The organism is Sandarakinorhabdus sp., from assembly GCF_051860625.1.
GTDB lineage: Bacteria > Pseudomonadota > Alphaproteobacteria > Sphingomonadales > Sphingomonadaceae > Sandarakinorhabdus.
Genome location: NZ_JBHYDQ010000003.1, coordinates 121713 through 137519, shown reverse-complemented (window position 1 = coordinate 137519; position 15807 = coordinate 121713). Strand labels below are relative to the sequence as shown.

21 protein-coding genes are annotated in these 15807 nt (G+C 63.7%); 1 reads left to right on the top strand and 20 read right to left on the bottom strand.

What is annotated here, in order from left to right; all coding sequences use genetic code 11:
• Window positions 1-100 precede the first annotated feature (100 nt).
• The 19 genes from rpsQ to ACTIEZ_RS04635 form a co-directional block, all read right to left on the bottom strand.
• Window positions 101-337, bottom strand: coding sequence for a 30S ribosomal protein S17 (gene rpsQ / locus ACTIEZ_RS04725; RefSeq protein ID WP_439545499.1), 237 nt, complete (start codon window positions 335-337; stop codon window positions 101-103).
• Window positions 338-340: 3 nt separating this feature from the next.
• Entirely contained in the window at window positions 341-553 is a 213-nt protein-coding gene (gene rpmC / locus ACTIEZ_RS04720) for a 50S ribosomal protein L29 (protein ID WP_439545498.1), read from the bottom strand.
• A gap of 5 nt (window positions 554-558) precedes the next feature.
• A complete protein-coding gene (rplP, locus tag ACTIEZ_RS04715; RefSeq protein WP_439545497.1) occupies window positions 559-987 on the bottom strand; it encodes a 50S ribosomal protein L16 in 429 nt (142 codons plus the stop codon).
• A 13-nt stretch (window positions 988-1000) separates the two neighbouring features.
• Window positions 1001-1696, bottom strand: coding sequence for a 30S ribosomal protein S3 (gene rpsC, locus ACTIEZ_RS04710; RefSeq protein WP_439545496.1), 696 nt, complete (start codon window positions 1694-1696; stop codon window positions 1001-1003).
• Complete coding sequence (gene rplV, locus ACTIEZ_RS04705; RefSeq protein WP_439545495.1) at window positions 1696-2085, bottom strand: 50S ribosomal protein L22; 390 nt, start codon at window positions 2083-2085, stop codon at window positions 1696-1698. Before rplV ends, rpsC begins: the two co-directional genes overlap by 1 nt.
• The gene (rpsS, locus tag ACTIEZ_RS04700) at window positions 2085-2360 is read right to left on the bottom strand and encodes a 30S ribosomal protein S19 (protein WP_439545494.1); all 276 of its coding nucleotides are present in this window, start codon (window positions 2358-2360) and stop codon (window positions 2085-2087) included. The genes rplV and rpsS overlap by 1 nt, the downstream gene beginning before the upstream one ends.
• Window positions 2361-2366: 6 nt before the next feature.
• Window positions 2367-3209, bottom strand: a complete 843-nt coding sequence (rplB, locus tag ACTIEZ_RS04695) for a 50S ribosomal protein L2 (protein ID WP_439545493.1) — start codon at window positions 3207-3209, stop codon at window positions 2367-2369.
• Window positions 3210-3225: 16 nt separating this feature from the next.
• The gene (locus ACTIEZ_RS04690) at window positions 3226-3525 is read right to left on the bottom strand and encodes a 50S ribosomal protein L23 (protein ID WP_439545492.1); all 300 of its coding nucleotides are present in this window, start codon (window positions 3523-3525) and stop codon (window positions 3226-3228) included.
• A complete protein-coding gene (gene rplD / locus ACTIEZ_RS04685) occupies window positions 3518-4141 on the bottom strand; it encodes a 50S ribosomal protein L4 (RefSeq protein WP_439545491.1) in 624 nt (207 codons plus the stop codon). The genes ACTIEZ_RS04690 and rplD overlap by 8 nt, the downstream gene beginning before the upstream one ends.
• Window positions 4142-4143: 2 nt before the next feature.
• Window positions 4144-4899, bottom strand: coding sequence for a 50S ribosomal protein L3 (rplC, locus tag ACTIEZ_RS04680; RefSeq protein ID WP_439545490.1), 756 nt, complete (start codon window positions 4897-4899; stop codon window positions 4144-4146).
• A gap of 107 nt (window positions 4900-5006) precedes the next feature.
• A complete protein-coding gene (rpsJ, locus tag ACTIEZ_RS04675; protein ID WP_017666958.1) occupies window positions 5007-5321 on the bottom strand; it encodes a 30S ribosomal protein S10 in 315 nt (104 codons plus the stop codon).
• A gap of 216 nt (window positions 5322-5537) precedes the next feature.
• Window positions 5538-6728 (bottom strand): elongation factor Tu, encoded by a 1191-nt coding sequence (gene tuf, locus ACTIEZ_RS04670; RefSeq protein ID WP_439545489.1) that lies wholly within the window; start codon window positions 6726-6728, stop codon window positions 5538-5540.
• Window positions 6729-6877: 149 nt separating this feature from the next.
• The gene (gene fusA, locus ACTIEZ_RS04665; RefSeq protein WP_439545488.1) at window positions 6878-8971 is read right to left on the bottom strand and encodes an elongation factor G; all 2094 of its coding nucleotides are present in this window, start codon (window positions 8969-8971) and stop codon (window positions 6878-6880) included.
• 66 nt (window positions 8972-9037) lie between these two features.
• On the bottom strand, window positions 9038-9508 hold the full coding sequence (gene rpsG, locus ACTIEZ_RS04660; protein ID WP_353199445.1) for a 30S ribosomal protein S7: 471 nt from the start codon (window positions 9506-9508) through the stop codon (window positions 9038-9040).
• A 14-nt stretch (window positions 9509-9522) separates the two neighbouring features.
• On the bottom strand, window positions 9523-9894 hold the full coding sequence (rpsL, locus tag ACTIEZ_RS04655) for a 30S ribosomal protein S12 (protein WP_017666954.1): 372 nt from the start codon (window positions 9892-9894) through the stop codon (window positions 9523-9525).
• A 368-nt stretch (window positions 9895-10262) separates the two neighbouring features.
• Window positions 10263-10718, bottom strand: a complete 456-nt coding sequence (locus tag ACTIEZ_RS04650) for a hypothetical protein (protein WP_439545487.1) — start codon at window positions 10716-10718, stop codon at window positions 10263-10265.
• 42 nt (window positions 10719-10760) lie between these two features.
• A complete protein-coding gene (locus tag ACTIEZ_RS04645) occupies window positions 10761-11144 on the bottom strand; it encodes a hypothetical protein (RefSeq protein WP_439545486.1) in 384 nt (127 codons plus the stop codon).
• A gap of 3 nt (window positions 11145-11147) precedes the next feature.
• A complete protein-coding gene (locus tag ACTIEZ_RS04640) occupies window positions 11148-11789 on the bottom strand; it encodes a hypothetical protein (RefSeq protein ID WP_439545485.1) in 642 nt (213 codons plus the stop codon).
• Between the two features lie 218 nt (window positions 11790-12007).
• Window positions 12008-12859 carry a TauD/TfdA dioxygenase family protein gene (locus ACTIEZ_RS04635; RefSeq protein ID WP_439545484.1) on the bottom strand — a complete coding sequence of 284 codons (852 nt, stop codon included), beginning with the start codon at window positions 12857-12859 and terminating at the stop codon, window positions 12008-12010.
• Window positions 12860-12982: 123 nt separating this feature from the next.
• Between ACTIEZ_RS04635 and ACTIEZ_RS04630 the strand changes: the two genes are divergently transcribed.
• Window positions 12983-13816, top strand: a complete 834-nt coding sequence (locus ACTIEZ_RS04630) for an enoyl-CoA hydratase/isomerase family protein (RefSeq protein ID WP_439545483.1) — start codon at window positions 12983-12985, stop codon at window positions 13814-13816.
• On the opposite strand, the gene ACTIEZ_RS04625 is transcribed toward ACTIEZ_RS04630, so the two are convergent.
• Window positions 13791-15731 carry a hypothetical protein gene (locus ACTIEZ_RS04625; protein ID WP_439545482.1) on the bottom strand — a complete coding sequence of 647 codons (1941 nt, stop codon included), beginning with the start codon at window positions 15729-15731 and terminating at the stop codon, window positions 13791-13793. The two genes, ACTIEZ_RS04630 and ACTIEZ_RS04625, sit on opposite strands and share 26 nt — an antisense overlap.
• Between the last annotated feature and the right edge of the window lie 76 nt (window positions 15732-15807).

Sequence of the window (15807 nt, the reverse complement as noted above, 5' to 3'; positions counted from 1 at the left end):
ACTCAAAAGTCTGCCGATTCCGACCGGCAGACGCCTCTAGAAAATCCCGTAAAGTTCGGATCAACCGACCTTTTCGAGCACAGTCCCCGAAAAGGTCGCCTCAGACGACCTTTTCAAGAACCAACCACGTCTTCAGCTTGGACATGGGCGCACATTCTTCGATGCGCACCGTGTCACCAGCCTTGATCACATTGCCCTCGTCATGGGCGTGATACTTCTTCGAACGGCGGATGATCTTGCCATACACGGGGTGCGCGACCTTGCGCTCCACCAGCACGACGACCGTCTTGTCGCCCTTGTCGGACACCACGGTGCCCTGGAGTACACGTTTCGGCATCGCTTATGCTCCTGCCTGCACGGCCTTGCGGCCCGATTGCAGGGTCTTGATACGAGCGATGCTCCGACGCACCTCCCGCACACGGCCCGGCCGCTCCAGCTGGCCGGTGGCCGCCTGGAACCGCAGGTTGAACTGCTCGCGCTTCAGCTCGGCGAGCTGGGTGGCGAGCTGATCATCGGAAGCGACCTTCATGTCGCTGAACATCTTGTTGGCCATGACACTTAATCCTGGGTGGTGGGTTCGCCGAGGCGGACCACCATCTTGGTCTTGATCGGCAGCTTGGCAGCGGCGCGTTCGAACGCACCGGCGGCCACATCGTGCGGAACGCCATCAAGTTCGAACATGATGCGGCCCGGCTTGACGCGCGCCACCCAATATTCCGGCGAACCCTTGCCCGAGCCCATGCGGACTTCGGCAGGCTTGGACGACACCGGCAGATCGGGGAAAATGCGGATCCACAACCGGCCCTGACGCTTGATGTGACGCGAGATCGCGCGGCGGGCCGCTTCAATCTGGCGGGCAGTGATACGTTCCGGTTCCATGGCCTTCAGGCCGAAGGCACCGAAATTCAGCGCCGTGCCACCCTTGGCGGTGCCATGGATGCGGCCCTTGAAGGCCTTGCGGAACTTTGTGCGCTTTGGTGACAGCATGTCTATCTACTCCTCAGCGCGCCGGACGGACGCCAGAGGTCTGGGCTTCCATCATCAGGCGGTCCTGGGCCATCGGATCGTGGCCAAGGATTTCACCCTTGAAAATCCACACCTTCACGCCGCACACGCCATAGGCGGTGTGAGCCTGGTGCTCGGCATAATCAACGTTGCCGCGCAGCGTGTGCAACGGCACCCGGCCTTCGCGATACCATTCGGTGCGGGCGATTTCGGCGCCGCCAAGACGACCCGAGCAGGTGATGCGGATGCCCTCGGCGCCCAGACGCAGCGCCGATTGCACGGCCCGCTTCATGGCGCGGCGGAACGCGATGCGGCGCTCCAACTGATCGGCGACACCGGCGGCCACCAGCTTGGCATCGATTTCCGGCTTGCGGATTTCGACGATGTTCAAGCTGACGTCGCTGCGGGTCATCTGGCCGATCTGCTTCTTCAGCTTCTCGATGTCAGCGCCCTTCTTGCCGATGATCACGCCGGGGCGTGCAGCAAAGATCGACACGCGGCACAGCTTGGCCGGACGCTCGATCACCACCTTGGAGATGGCGGCCTGGCCGTGATGCTTCAGGATGAACTCGCGGATGCGCAGATCTTCCAGCAGCAGATTGCCATATTCGTCGCCCTTGGCGAACCAGCGGCTGTCCCAGGTGCGGTTGATCTGCAGGCGCAGACCGATGGGGGAAGTCTTGTGACCCATTATTCGGCGCTCCCGCTTTCGTCCATCTCGCGCACGACAACGCGCAGACGGCTGAACGGCTTGGTGATGGAAGCGGCACGACCACGCGCACGCGGCGTGAAACGCTTCATGGTGATCGCCTTGCCGACGCTGGCTTCTTTTACATAAAGCGCATCGACATCGAGATTATGGTTGTTCTCGGCGTTGGCAACGGCCGAAGCCAGCACCTTGCGCACATCAACTGCCATCGCCTTGCTGGAGAAGGTGAGGATGTTGAGCGCGTCGGCAGCCTTGCGGCCACGGATCAGGCCGGCAACCAGGTTCAGCTTGTAGGCCGAGCCGCGGATGGTGGTGGCAATGGCCAGCGCCTCGCGGTCGCCAACCTTGCGGGGGGACTTGGGCTTGGACATCAGCGCTTGCCCTTCTTGTCAGCAGCGTGGCCGGGGAAGAAGCGCGTCGGCGCGAATTCACCAAGCTTCATGCCGACCATGTCTTCATTGACCATGACCGGAATATGCTTGCGGCCGTTATAGACACTGAAGGTCAGTCCGACGAACTGCGGCAGGATGGTGGAGCGGCGCGACCAGGTCTTGATCGGCGAACGCACACCCGAAGCCTGGGCGGTTTCGGCTTTCTTCAGCAATGACAGGTCCACGAACGGACCCTTCCAGACGGAGCGGCTCATGCGCGCTTACCTCTTCTTCTTGGCGTGGCGCGAGCGGATGATCATGTGATCCGTCGCCTTGTTCGAACGCGTCTTCATGCCCTTGGTCGGCTTGCCCCATGGCGTCACCGGATGGCGACCGCCCGAGGTCCGGCCTTCACCACCGCCGTGCGGGTGATCGACCGGGTTCTTGGCCACACCGCGGGTCAGCGGACGATAGCCCAGCCAGCGGTTGCGGCCAGCCTTGCCGAGATTGGTGTTGCTGTTGTCGGGGTTCGACACCGCGCCAACCGTGGCCATGCACTCGGACCGGACATAACGCTGCTCACCGCTGTTCAGGCGGATGATCACCATGCCCTTGTCGCGGCCGACGACCTGCACGAAGGTGCCAGCGGCGCGGGCCATCTGGCCACCCTTGCCGGGCTTCAGCTCGACATTGTGGACGATGGTGCCAACCGGCATCTGGCCGATTTCCATGGCGTTGCCCGGCTTCACGTCGACCTTCTTGCCAGCGATCACGCTGTCGCCAACGCTCAGGCGCTGCGGCGCGATGATATAGGCCTGAGTGCCGTCCTTGTCGGCATATTTCACCAGCGCGATGAAGGCCGAACGATTGGGATCATACTCCAGCCGTTCCACGGTCGCGGCGACATCCCACAGGCGGCGCTTGAAATCGACGACGCGATACAGGCGCTTGTGACCGCCACCAATGCCGCGCGCGGTGGCGTGGCCCTTGTTGTTGCGGCCGCCGGTCTTCTTCAGACCTTCGGTGAGAGTCTTGAGCGGACGGCCCTTGAACAGTGCCGAACGGTCAACCAGGATCAGGCCGCGTTGGCCCGGGCTGGTCGGATTATAGCTCTTGAGTGCCATGTTTCTGTTCCCGCCCTCAGATGCTGGTGGTCACATCGATGCGATCGCCATCGGCGACCGTCACGACGGCCTTCTTCACGTCCGACCGGCGATATTCCTGGCCGCGCCACCGCTTGGTCTTGCCCTTGGCAACCATGGTGTTCACGGCCAGCACCTTCACGCCATACAGCGCTTCGATCGCGGCCTTGATTTGCGGCTTGGTGGCATCGCGAGCGACCTGGAAGACGACCTGGTTATACTCGGACACCAGGGTCGACTTTTCGGTGATCACCGGCTTCACGACCACGTCGTAATGCTTGATGTCGATGTTAGCCATTGACCCGGGCCTCCAGTGCCGAAACGGCAGCGCGGGTCAGCACCAGCGTGTCGTGATTGAGGATGTCATAGACGTTGGCGCCGATCGCCGGCAGCACGTCGATGTGGGGCACGTTGGCCGAAGCCCGCGCGAACCCGGTGTCCACAGCCGCACCGTCGATGAACAGGCCGGACGTGATGCCCAGCGCCGTCATCGATGCGATGAAGGCCTTGGTCTTGGCTTCGCCAAGGTTCAGGTCTTCAACGACGATCAGCTTGCCTTCCTGGGCCTTCACCGAAAGCGCAGTCGCCAGGCCGAGACGGCGGATCTTCTTGTTCAGCGACGGATCAAAATCACGCACGCGCGGGCCATGAGCCTTGCCGCCGCCGATGAACTGCGGCGCGGCACGGTTGCCGTGACGGGCACGACCGCCACCCTTCTGGTTGCCCAGCTTCTTGCCGGTGCGCGACACTTCGCTGCGCTCACGCGCCTTGCGGGCAGTGCCCCGGCGCTTTTCGAGCTGCCAAGTCACCACGCGGTGCAGGATGTCGAGCCGCGGCTCCTTGCCGAACACGGCGTCCGACAGTTCCAACTCGCCAGCTTCCGCTGCGGTCAGGGTCATTACCTGAACCTTCATGATCAGGACTCCGTGGTTTCGTCAGCGGCAACCGGTGCGGCATCAGCCTCGACCGGAGCGGCATCATTGGCGACATCGTTGGCGACCACACGCAGCGAGGCCGGATAAGGCACCTCCGCCTTGCGCGGCACCTTCACGGCATCCTTGATGAGCAGCCAGCCGCCCTTCGAGCCGGGCACCGAGCCCATCACGAACAGCAGGCCGCGCTCGACGTCGGTCGACACGATCTCCAAGTTTTGCTGGGTGCGCTGCTTGGCGCCCATGTGGCCGGCCATCTTCTTGCCCTTGAACACCTTGCCCGGATCCTGGCGTTGGCCAGTCGAGCCGTGCGAGCGGTGGGACACCGACACACCGTGGGTGGCGCGCAAGCCGCCGAAGTTCCAGCGCTTCATGACGCCGGCAAAGCCCTTGCCCTGGGTGATGCCGGTGACATCAACGAGCTGGCCCGGGATGAAGTGATCAGCGCTGATGGTGGCACCGGTTTCCAGCACGGCGTCATCCGCCACGCGGAATTCGGCAACCTTAGCCTTGGGCTCCACTTCGGCCTTGCCGAAATGGCCGCGTTCCGGCTTGCTGGTGTTCTTGGCCTTCTTCACGCCGGCGCCAAGCTGCACGGCGGTGTAGCCATCGGTCTCGTCGGTCTTCACCGCGATGACCTGGTTATTCTCGAGGGCGAGGACAGTCACCGGCACATGCCGACCGTCATCGCGGAAGATCCGCGTCATCCCCATTTTCTTCGCGATCACGCCAGTGCGCATGATCCATTCCTTTCATCAGAGGCCCAACTCCTGTCTCCAGGTCCCCGGCTTGCACCGGGAAAGGGGCGTGACCCTTCCAAAGTCGCTCCGCGTATTTGGTCGGGTGGTTACTTGCCGAGTTTGATTTCCACGTCCACACCTGCGGCAAGATCGAGCTTCATCAGCGCGTCCACCGTCTGCGGGGTCGGGTCAACAATATCGAGGAGACGCTTGTAGGTGCGCACCTCGAACTGTTCACGGCTCTTCTTGTCGACGTGCGGCGAGCGGTTCACAGTGAACTTCTCGAAACGCGTCGGCAGCGGAATCGGGCCACGGATGGCAGCACCGGTCCGCTTTGCGGTGTCGGCAATCTCACCGGTGGCCAAATCGAGCACACGGTGGTCAAAAGCCTTCAGGCGGATGCGGATGTTCTGAGCGTCCATGTTACCAATCTTGTCTGTCAGCCCATGCCTTGCGGCATGGAAAAAAAGCGGACCGGTGCAACCCCGAACACAAGGTCGGGGTTGCACCGGCCGCTTGAAACTCTGCCCCAGGTCTGGCTGCGCCGGATCACTCCATTGCGGCCCTTCGCCGGCTTGACGCTCTGTAAGTGCGTCAACGAATCAGGCCCGGCTCCCAAGGGAACCGGGCCTTTACACTCACTTGATGATGGATGCAACCACGCCGGCGCCAACAGTACGGCCGCCTTCGCGAATGGCGAAACGCAGGCCCTGTTCCATGGCGATCGGCGCGATCAGCTTGACCTTCAGCTGCACGTTGTCACCCGGCATCACCATTTCGGTGCCTTCCGGCAACTCGACGGTGCCGGTGACATCGGTGGTGCGGAAGTAGAACTGCGGGCGATAGTTGGCGAAGAACGGCGTGTGACGGCCACCTTCATCCTTCGACAGCACATAGACTTCGGCGGTGAACTCGGTGTGCGGCTTGATCGAGCCGGGCTTGCAAAGCACTTGGCCGCGCTCGACTTCTTCACGGCCCACGCCGCGCAGCAGCGCACCGATGTTGTCGCCAGCCTGGCCCTGATCGAGCAGCTTGCGGAACATTTCGACGCCGGTGCACACCGTCTTGCGGGTGTCGTTGATGCCGACGATTTCCAGTTCTTCGCCAACCTTGACGATGCCGGTTTCGACACGGCCGGTCACCACGGTGCCGCGGCCCGAGATCGAGAACACGTCTTCGATCGGCATCAGGAACGGCTTGTCCAGCGGACGCTCCGGCTGCGGGATCCACTCGTCAACCGCGGCCATCAGCTTGAGCACGGCAGCGCGGCCGATCTCTTCGTTGGTGCCATCCAGCGCCTTCACGGCCGAACCGGCAATGATCGGAATATTGTCGCCGTCGAAATCATACTTGGACAGAAGTTCGCGGATTTCCAGCTCGACGAGTTCCAGGATTTCCGGATCGTCCACCAGATCGACCTTGTTCATGAACACGACCATCTGCGGCACGCCGACCTGCTTGGCGAGCAGGATGTGCTCCTTGGTCTGCGGCATCGGGCCATCGGTGGCCGACACAACCAGGATGGCGCCGTCCATCTGCGCGGCACCGGTGATCATGTTTTTCACATAATCGGCGTGGCCGGGGCAATCGACGTGCGCATAGTGGCGGTTCAGCGTCTCATACTCGACGTGCGCGGTCGAGATGGTGATGCCGCGCTCACGCTCTTCCGGGGCCTTGTCGATCTGGTCATAGGCCGTGAAGGTGGCGCCACCGGTTTCAGCCAGCACCTTGGTGATGGCAGCGGTCAGCGAGGTCTTGCCATGGTCGACGTGACCGATGGTCCCGATGTTGCAGTGCGGCTTGTTCCGCTCGAACTTTGCTTTGCCCATGGCCGTAACCTTCTTCCTTGCTCACATCGTGAGGCGTTCAATGATACCGGGACGTTTCTGTGAGAAGCGCCTTGGCGGTGGTGTCCGTGGGATACCGACCGAATCAGCGCGCCCTAGAGGCGCGGTGACTAGCCGGCTTTCCCGAAAAATCAAGCCAGCTTGAGCTTGATTTCCTCGGCCACGTTCGACGGCACCTCGTCATAGTGGCTGAATTGCATCGAATATTGTGCCCGGCCCTGCGACATGGACCGCAGGTTGTTCACATAACCGAACATGTTGGCCAGCGGCACCATGGCCTCGATCACCTGTGCGTTGCCGCGGGTGTCGGTGCCCTGGATCTGGCCACGACGGCTGTTCAGATCGCCGATGACGTCGCCCAGATAATCTTCCGGCGTCACCACTTCGACCTTCATCACTGGCTCCAGGATCTTGATCCCGGCCTTGTCGGCAGCTTCACGCATGCCGCCACGACCGGTGATTTCGAACGCCAGCGCCGACGAATCGACATCATGATAGGCGCCGTCATACAGCGTCGCCTTGAAATCGATCAGCGGGAAACCGATCAGATGGCCCGACGAAGCGACTTCGCGAATGCCCTTTTCCACGGCCGGAATATATTCACGCGGAACGTTGCCGCCCTTCACTTCATCGACGAACAATACGCCCGAACCACGCTCACCGGGTTCGACGGTAAACTTGATGCGCCCGAACTGGCCCGAACCACCCGACTGCTTCTTGTGGGTATAGTCCACATCGACCTTGCGGGCGAGGCTTTCACGATACGCCACCTGCGGCGCGCCGACATTGGCTTCCACCTTGAATTCGCGCTTCATGCGATCAACCAGGATTTCCAGGTGCAGTTCGCCCATGCCCTTGATGATCGTCTGGCCGCTTTCATTGTCCGAAGACACGCGGAACGACGGATCTTCCTGGGCCAGACGATTGAGCGCGATGCCCATCTTTTCCTGGTCGGCCTTGGTCTTGGGTTCCACGGCGACTTCGATCACCGGCTCAGGGAATTCCATGCGCTCAAGGATGATCGGCTTCAGCGGCGCGCACAACGTATCACCGGTGGTCACATCCTTCAGGCCGACCAGCGCGATGATGTCGCCGGCCATGGCTTCCTTGATGTCTTCGCGGTTGTTGGCGTGCATCAGCAACATGCGGCCGATCTTCTCGCGCTTGTCCTTCACGCTGTTCAGCACGGTCGTTGCGGCTTCCAGCTTGCCGGAATAGATGCGCGCAAAGGTCAGCGTGCCAACGAACGGATCGGTCATGATCTTGAACGCCAGTGCCGAGAACGGCTCGTCATCCGAAGCAGCGCGGGTTTCGGCCACGTCCTTCAGATTGATGCCTTCCACCGGCGGAATGTCGAGCGGGCTCGGCAGATAATCGACCACGGCATCGAGCAGCGGCTGCACGCCCTTGTTCTTGAACGCCGAACCGCACAGCACCGGCACGAAATCGAAATTCAGCGTGCCCTTGCGGATCAGGCGCTTCAGCGTCGCCGTATCGGGCTCATTGCCTTCCAGATACGCCGTCATCACGTCGTCGTCCTGCTCGACGGCCATTTCGATCAGCTCGGACCGCGCGACTGCAGCGGCTTCGGCCATTTCAGCCGGAATTTCCTTGTACTCGAACTTGGCGCCGAGCGATTCTTCCAGCCAGACGATGGCGCGATTCTGCACCAGATCGACGAGTCCGATGAAATCGCTTTCCAGCCCGATCGGCAGATACAGCACCGCCGGGCGCGCGCCCAGACGATCCTTGATCATCTCCACGCAGCGATTGAAGTTCGCGCCGGTGCGATCCAGCTTGTTGACGAAGCACATGCGCGGCACGCGATACTTGTCCGCCTGGCGCCACACGGTTTCGGATTGCGGCTCCACGCCGGCGACGCCATCGAAACAGGCCACGGCGCCATCGAGCACACGCAAGCTGCGTTCCACTTCGATGGTGAAATCGACGTGGCCGGGGGTATCGATGATGTTGATGCGATGCTCTTCGCCCTTGCCGTCATCCGCACGCCATTGGCAGGTGGTGGCTGCCGACGTGATGGTGATGCCGCGCTCCTGCTCCTGCTCCATCCAATCCATCGTCGCGGTGCCTTCATGCACTTCGCCGATCTTGTAGGACTTGCCGGTGTAATAGAGGATACGCTCCGTCGTGGTCGTCTTGCCGGCATCGATGTGGGCCATGATGCCGATATTGCGATAACGCTCGAGCGGATGACTGCGGGGCATGGGACTGGGCCTCGGGTTAGGAAAAAATAGGGTCGGCCCGGCGGGATGCGCCGGGCCGAAACTGGATTACCAGCGGTAGTGGCTGAACGCGCGGTTGGCTTCCGCCATCCGGTGCGTGTCTTCACGCTTCTTGACGGCCGAACCGCGGTTGGCGGCAGCGTCCATCAATTCCGACGACAGCCGGGCGGCCATCGTATGCTCGCTGCGCTTGCGCGCGGCCGAGATGATCCAGCGGATGGCCAGGGCCTGGCCACGTTCCGGACGGACTTCAACCGGCACCTGATAGGTGGCACCACCAACGCGGCGGCTGCGCACTTCGATGCCCGGGCGCACATTGGCCAGCGCATCGTGGAACACACCCAGCGGCTCGCGGCGGCTCTTGGTCTCGATCACTTCCAGGGCGGAATAGACGATGGATTCGGCCACCGATTTCTTGCCCTGCAGCATGACGAGGTTCATGAATTTCGACAGCACCTGATCGCCGAACTTGGGATCCGGCAGGATGACGCGCTTCTCGGGGCGACGACGACGTGACATATCTTATATCCCCCTTACTTCGGACGCTTGGCGCCGTACTTCGAACGGCTCTGCTTGCGGTTCTTCACGCCTTGCGTGTCCAGCACACCGCGCACGATGTGGTAGCGCACGCCGGGAAGATCCTTCACGCGGCCGCCGCGAATCAGCACAACCGAGTGCTCCTGCAGATTGTGGCCTTCACCCGGAATATAGCCGATGACTTCAAAGCCATTGGTCAGACGGATCTTGGCCACCTTGCGGAGCGCCGAGTTCGGCTTCTTGGGGGTGGTGGTGTAAACGCGGGTGCAAACGCCGCGCTTCTGCGGGTTGGCCTCCATGGCCGGCACCTTGTTGCGCGCCTTTTGCGGCGTGCGACCCTTGCGGATCAACTGGTTGATCGTTGGCATCGTCTCTCTTCTATCGCTTCAGCGGGCCGCCACCATGGCCGTCCGCTTACTCCAGCCCTGCCCCGTTGATGTTTCCATCACATAAGCACGAAAGGCCTTCCGAACCCGGAAGGCCACCCACGCACGGTGCCGTCTGTCGTATCCCCCGGCCGACGTTGCCGCCAATCAGAGATGCGCGCCTTTAGCGACTACCGCCCTTGCGGTCAACCATCGGGGGCGCAATGCTGGCGTTCCCTGCTGGAAGATCATGAGGCCCGCCGGCGCCATGTTCGGCCTCGCCGTGCGGCGCGCACAGGGCAATTGTGCGGGCGAACGCCGGCGCTGCAGCACGGGTTGCACAGCATGCCAGGGCAGGCCTGGTCCGCAGATCACGGATCGATCACATAGTTGACCGAGACAAAGTCGACTTCGAGGTGAATCTTGTTTTTCGACGTGGAGGTGTAGAGCGCCGAAAAGCCGGCGCTGACCGAAACGACCTTCACGAGCCCACCCACCGAGGCGGACGCACTGACGGCGTCTGTTGCTTCGAATTCGAAATCGGCGGTGATCTTGGCCGTCTTGGGCACCAGCAGATCGATGTCGGTCACCGCCTTCGCCGCTTCGTTCAAGGCCTTGCTCAATTTGTCGGAGCCGAGCATGTCGTTGATGCTGCTGGTGGTTTCGGTGCTGGCCAGTGCGCTGCCGCCGCCCGTGGTGACGCCCTTGGCGGCGCGCACCAGGGTCAGGAAGGTGGCAGGCACCAGGCTTGATGCAGCGACAGCGGCAAAGCTCTGCGCCAACACCACCGAAAAGGATCCCACCGATACCGCTGCTGAAACTGCCATGTCACCACTCCTTTGGGTTTGTCGTGCTGCTGGTCATGCCGATCAATCGCTCGGCGCCGGTCCAATCTCCAGGTTGAATTTGGCCGTGGCACCGGCGGCGCCTGCCACGGCAACAGTCAATTCCACATCCACCGATGCATTGCGGATCGACAGATTTTCGCCGAGCAGCGTCGTTTCCGCCTGCTTGATGGCCTTGGCGATATCGTTCAGCGCGCGGGCCGGATCGATTGGCGTGATTGAAGGAGCGACGGGCGCCGACGGCAGCCCCGGCAAATCGGGGACGGTGATCTCGAAATCCCGGTCGAGCGCGCCGCCAATAATGCCCATCAGGCCGTTGTAGGCAAACTCGCCGCCCGGCAGCGACCTCGCCACGGGCTTCACATGCTCGTCGAGCAGATCCTTCAGGTTGATCTTCACCTTGGCCATCGATCAGCGCTCCGGCCTGTTCAGAAAATGGTTCGCCGGCAGCAGCGCCGGGATCGCCGCCAGCAATTCGGCGGCCTTGTCCAGATCACCGGCCCGCACCGCTGCCTCCACCTTGCCGACCGCGGTCGCCACCAGCCGCTTGACCCGCGCCGTCAGCCCGGCCGTCGCTTGCGGCATCTTCAGCATGGCCAGCGCGCGATCCAGCGCCACGCGCCGTGGATCGGGCGAATCCGGCACCGGCGCGACCGGGGATGGTGTTGGGGTCGGGGTGTCGAGCGCCGGCCCCTCCACAACAGGCTTCGGCTTTACCGGTTTCACCGGCTTGGGCGGCGGCGGCGGATCGGCATCGGCAATCGCCACGATTTCCAGCTCGATGCTGCCGATGTTGCGGCTCGTGGATGTGGATGCCGTGCGGCTCTGGCTGGCGCCCACACCAAAGGTGCGCAGCCCCAATTCGACATCGCTGCCGGTTCTGGCCGACGCCCGCGCCATTTCGAATTCGATGCGCACCTTGGCGGTCTTCACCGCGACCGCGCCGATCTCCGATCGAGACAATGTCGGCAACAGCCTTGCCGCCTCGCCGATACCAGCGGCAATATCCACCAAGGTCGCATCGATGCCGATCGGTTTTGGAAGTGGCGCCATGGCATGCCCCTGCTAGACGGACCGATATGGTCTCCCGAATTACACCCCGAGTCAACGAAAGCTAGGCACAGACAATGTTTGCGGCGTGACGACCCGCCCCTTTTGGACGACCAAAGACACGGATTATTGCTGCATGCGGGATACAGCGCGCCGCGACTGTATTTCGGAACTGGGGGGCAATCTGCGCAATTGCATCCGTGCCAGGGCGCGGGGCCCGTTCACCCGCGCGCCGGATCGTGATACGGGTTGCAGCCCGAAATGGTCACCCGCTCCATCACGCGGCGAGCGGGGTAATAGTCGCTGGCGGCGAAATGCTGGGTGGCGCGATTGTCCCAGAAGGCGACGCTGCCCGGGCGCCAGCGGAAACGGCACTGGATTTCGGGGTTGGACGCGGTGGCATAGAAATGCGCCAGCAACCGCTCGCTTTCCAGCGGGCTCAGGCCCTCGATATGGCTGGTGAAGCCGTTGTTGACGAACAGGGTCGGTGCGCCGGTTTCCGGGTGGGTGCGCACCACGGGATGGCGCTGCGGCGGATATTTGGCGTGCAGCTCCTCCGGCATCTTGCCCAGCCGCTTGGCAAACACCCGGGCGATATCGTGCACCGCGGTCAGGCTGCGCGCGATGCGCTGCATTTCCGGGCTGAGGGACAGGAAGGCCAGATGCATGTCGGCAAACAGCGTGTCGCCGCCCACGTCCGGCACCTCGATAGCGCGCAGGATGGAGCCCAGCGACGGCCGTTCCCGCCAGGTCACGTCGCTGTGCCAGTTGTTTTCGCTGCCGCGGCTGTCCGGCCCGTGCGCGATGCGCAGGATTTCGGGATTGGGCTGGTCCTTGGGCGTGGCCGGGTGGATTTCCAGATCGCCGAAATGGCGGGCAAACGCGATATGCTGGGCGGCGCTGATGTGTTGATCGCGGAAGAAGATCACCTTGTGCGCCAGCAGCGCCGACCGGATCGCCGGCACATGATCGGCAATATCGGGCGCGCCCAGATCGACGCCAAAGATTTCCGCACCGATCGCCGGTGTCAGCGACCTGATCTCGAGCGTGGTGCGCGTGGCAATGCTGGCCATCCTGTCCTCCCCAACGGCGTGACGTATCGGAAACTATCGATGGTGAAGGCGCAGCATGCAAGCCCCGGTCTGGCCTTGTTGCAGCGCCGGCCCTATCCTGCCGCCAAAAGGGGAGAGACCACCATGGCCTATGACCGTTACACGCTGCTGGCGGTGCAGCAGGATGGCCCGATCGTTACCGCCACCATCAGCAACCCGCCGATCAATCTGATCACCATGACGCTGTTTGGCGAGCTGGCACAGTTGGCCACCGAACTGCAGGCCGATCCGGCCGCGCTGGTGTTCGTGCTGAAAAGCGCCGACCCGGATTTCTTCCTGGCGCATTTCGATGTCGCGGCGTTGATCGCCATGGCCGACGCGCCGCAGCCGCCATCGGAAGAAGCCAACGCCTATCACGCCATGTGCCACGCCTTTCGCACCATGGACAAGGTGACGATTGCCCAGATCGAAGGCCGCGTCGGCGGCGGCGGCGCCGAACTGGCGATGAATTTCGACATGCGTTTCGGCGTGCTGGGCAAGACCATCATCAACCAGATGGAGGTGCCGATCGGCATCTTGCCCGGCGGCACCGGCACCCAGAATCTGCCCCGCCTGGTTGGCCGCGCCCGTGCCATGGAGATCATCCTGGGCGGCATCGATATCGACGCCGAAACGGCGGAACGCTGGGGCTGGCTCAACCGCGCGCTGCCGGCCGACGCGATCGACGCCCATGTCGCCACGCTGGCCCGCCGCATCGCCAGCTTCCCGCCCGAGGCCGTGCGCCTGGCCAAGCAGGCCATCGATGGCGCCGAAGCGCCTGTCGCCGAGGGCTGCGCACGCGAAGCCGCGCTGTTCCAGACCCTGTTGTTCAGCGACCCTGCCCGCCACGCCATGCGCCGCTTTCTGGAACTGGGCGGGCAGACGCGGGAAGGCGAGTTGCAGGTGGCCGAAATCAGCGGGGCGGTGGCGCAGCACTGATATCGGGCTGCCGGTCTGTGGCAGCCGGCGGCGCCGGGCCGGCGCAGTCGATCTGCCACTGCCACGCCTCCCGGTCGATGGCGAGGCTGGTGCAGCCCTGCTCGGCCAGTTGTCGGCGCGACAGCTCCAGCGCCCGATAAGGCCGCTGCACATCGGCGCCGCGCGGCGGTTTCGGGATCATGCCCATGGCATCCGTTTCCACCGCCACCGCATCGAAGCGCAGCGGCCCGATCACCAGCGGCTGCGCCAACCGCAGCGTCCGCAGCCAGGTGCGGATGCCGAACGGCAGCACCGCCGGCTCGGCCATGCCGTCGAACTGGCCGCCCAGCCGCGCCGCCAGCCTTTCTGCCAGTGCCGGCGTCGCCACAGGCAGCGGCAATTCCTCGCGCAGGCGGGCGTGCAGCACGAAGCGGCCGACATCGGGCAGGCGCACATCACCGCCCGCCGCCTTGAAGCGCTCCGGGCGGGTGAGTGGCAGGACCATCGGCAGGCCCAACGGCATTGGCGCCTGTACCGGCGCCTGTGCGGAGAACGGCAACCGCACCCGCACCCGGCGGTGGGGCAGCGCCGCCAGATCGATGATGCCATCGAACAGATTGTCACCGGTTGCACCGGGCCCCGGTGCCCAGGCCAGCATTTGCGGGGTGGTGCGTCCGGCGACATGGGTGCCGATGCCGGTCACGGCCATCATCGGCACGGCGCCCACACCCCGCCTGATCTCGCCGGCCAGATCGGCCTGCACGATGGGCAATCGGGCCACCGTCGCCTCGTTCAGGAACACGGCCGGCGGCAGGCCGCTGTCGGGCAGCAGGGTCAATGGTTGATCGAAGATGCGGGCCGCAAGCGGGGTATCGGCGGCAATGTTCAGCCAGCCGTCCGCCGTCATCACCGGCCCCGGCACCGCGCGATTGATCGGCACCGCCGGCGGCAGCAGCGGCACCGGCGCTGTGTTCGCTTCAGCCGCCACCGCCGGCCCGGGCTCCTTGCATTGCAGGATGAAGCGCTGCGCGCGCTTGGCCACGGTCAGCGCCACGCATCCGCCCGCTTCGAGATGGTTGCGCGACAGTACGATCATGCGCGCGACGCCGCGCCGCGCGGCCGTGCGCCCGCGCACCAGGGTTTCGGCGGGATCGGCATCCGCATCGGGCAACGGCTGCTGCCTGGGGGAGAGCCACATCGTGCCGTCGCGCGGCCCGCCAACCCGCACCGCGACCGCATCGAACGACAGCGGCCCGATCACCAGCGGCCGATCGAGCTGGAGCCGGCGCACCGGACGGCGGATGCCCAGCATGATCTCTTCCTGCCAGACCGGGCCCACCAGCCTGCCGCCCAGCACATCAACGAGATCGGCGCCGGTGGAGGCGCTCACCACCGGCAACGGCCGCCGCATCCGCACATCGGCGCCCAGCACGAACAGGCGCTCACCCAAAGCCGCAACGCCATAGGCGGCGCGATCGATGCTGCCCATCAGCGGCCACGCATATTGCGTCGTTTCGGCATGTCCCCAGCGCACCGTCACGGTTGCTGCCGGCAAGGCAAATGGCCCGATGCTGCCATCGGCCGGCGTGGGCGAAGCGTCCGGAAACCAGAATATCTCCTGCCGCGCCAGCCGGTCGGCCAGCACCACCAGCGCCTTGCCGTGACGGCCGGGGCGCGCCACCACACCGCCGATCACCAGATTGGCAATCCGGTCGCGCGGTGCAGCCACCAACTGCACCTGCTGCACCACCGGGTCGTTCAGGATGACATGATCGATCGTCGCAGTGGTGATGGCCAGTGCCACCGGCAGGCCGTTGACCCAGGCACCGAACGGCTCATCGGCGGGGAGGGTCAGGTGCTCATCGGTCTGCACCTGCGCAGCGACCGGCACCGACAGTATCAGCCCCAGACATGCCAGCAGATACACCAGGCGCATGATGGCTCCATTACATTGCTGTAAGGAACTAAAGGCGGTTCAGTGAAAAGTGCAAGTCCGCCGGCAGGCCGGCAAG

What these genes read in the sequence shown, in the direction of transcription:
- ACTIEZ_RS04630 (WP_439545483.1), top strand. Translation starts at nt 12,983, where the DNA reads ATGGCCTATGACCGTTACACGCTGCTGGCGGTGCAGCAGGATGGCCCG.
- ACTIEZ_RS04645 (WP_439545486.1), bottom strand. Translation starts at nt 11,144, where the DNA reads ATGGCCAAGGTGAAGATCAACCTGAAGGATCTGCTCGACGAGCATGTG.
- rpsL (WP_017666954.1), bottom strand. Translation starts at nt 9,894, where the DNA reads ATGCCAACGATCAACCAGTTGATCCGCAAGGGTCGCACGCCGCAAAAG.
- rpsS (WP_439545494.1), bottom strand. Translation starts at nt 2,360, where the DNA reads ATGAGCCGCTCCGTCTGGAAGGGTCCGTTCGTGGACCTGTCATTGCTG.
- rplP (WP_439545497.1), bottom strand. Translation starts at nt 987, where the DNA reads ATGCTGTCACCAAAGCGCACAAAGTTCCGCAAGGCCTTCAAGGGCCGC.
- rpsJ (WP_017666958.1), bottom strand. Translation starts at nt 5,321, where the DNA reads ATGGACGCTCAGAACATCCGCATCCGCCTGAAGGCTTTTGACCACCGT.
- tuf (WP_439545489.1), bottom strand. Translation starts at nt 6,728, where the DNA reads ATGGGCAAAGCAAAGTTCGAGCGGAACAAGCCGCACTGCAACATCGGG.
- rpmC (WP_439545498.1), bottom strand. Translation starts at nt 553, where the DNA reads ATGGCCAACAAGATGTTCAGCGACATGAAGGTCGCTTCCGATGATCAG.
- rplC (WP_439545490.1), bottom strand. Translation starts at nt 4,899, where the DNA reads ATGCGCACTGGCGTGATCGCGAAGAAAATGGGGATGACGCGGATCTTC.
- ACTIEZ_RS04640 (WP_439545485.1), bottom strand. Translation starts at nt 11,789, where the DNA reads ATGGCGCCACTTCCAAAACCGATCGGCATCGATGCGACCTTGGTGGAT.
- ACTIEZ_RS04650 (WP_439545487.1), bottom strand. Translation starts at nt 10,718, where the DNA reads ATGGCAGTTTCAGCAGCGGTATCGGTGGGATCCTTTTCGGTGGTGTTG.
- rpsQ (WP_439545499.1), bottom strand. Translation starts at nt 337, where the DNA reads ATGCCGAAACGTGTACTCCAGGGCACCGTGGTGTCCGACAAGGGCGAC.
- ACTIEZ_RS04635 (WP_439545484.1), bottom strand. Translation starts at nt 12,859, where the DNA reads ATGGCCAGCATTGCCACGCGCACCACGCTCGAGATCAGGTCGCTGACA.
- ACTIEZ_RS04625 (WP_439545482.1), bottom strand. Translation starts at nt 15,731, where the DNA reads ATGCGCCTGGTGTATCTGCTGGCATGTCTGGGGCTGATACTGTCGGTG.
- rpsG (WP_353199445.1), bottom strand. Translation starts at nt 9,508, where the DNA reads ATGTCACGTCGTCGTCGCCCCGAGAAGCGCGTCATCCTGCCGGATCCC.
- ACTIEZ_RS04690 (WP_439545492.1), bottom strand. Translation starts at nt 3,525, where the DNA reads ATGGCTAACATCGACATCAAGCATTACGACGTGGTCGTGAAGCCGGTG.
- rpsC (WP_439545496.1), bottom strand. Translation starts at nt 1,696, where the DNA reads ATGGGTCACAAGACTTCCCCCATCGGTCTGCGCCTGCAGATCAACCGC.
- rplV (WP_439545495.1), bottom strand. Translation starts at nt 2,085, where the DNA reads ATGTCCAAGCCCAAGTCCCCCCGCAAGGTTGGCGACCGCGAGGCGCTG.
- rplD (WP_439545491.1), bottom strand. Translation starts at nt 4,141, where the DNA reads ATGAAGGTTCAGGTAATGACCCTGACCGCAGCGGAAGCTGGCGAGTTG.
- fusA (WP_439545488.1), bottom strand. Translation starts at nt 8,971, where the DNA reads ATGCCCCGCAGTCATCCGCTCGAGCGTTATCGCAATATCGGCATCATG.
- rplB (WP_439545493.1), bottom strand. Translation starts at nt 3,209, where the DNA reads ATGGCACTCAAGAGCTATAATCCGACCAGCCCGGGCCAACGCGGCCTG.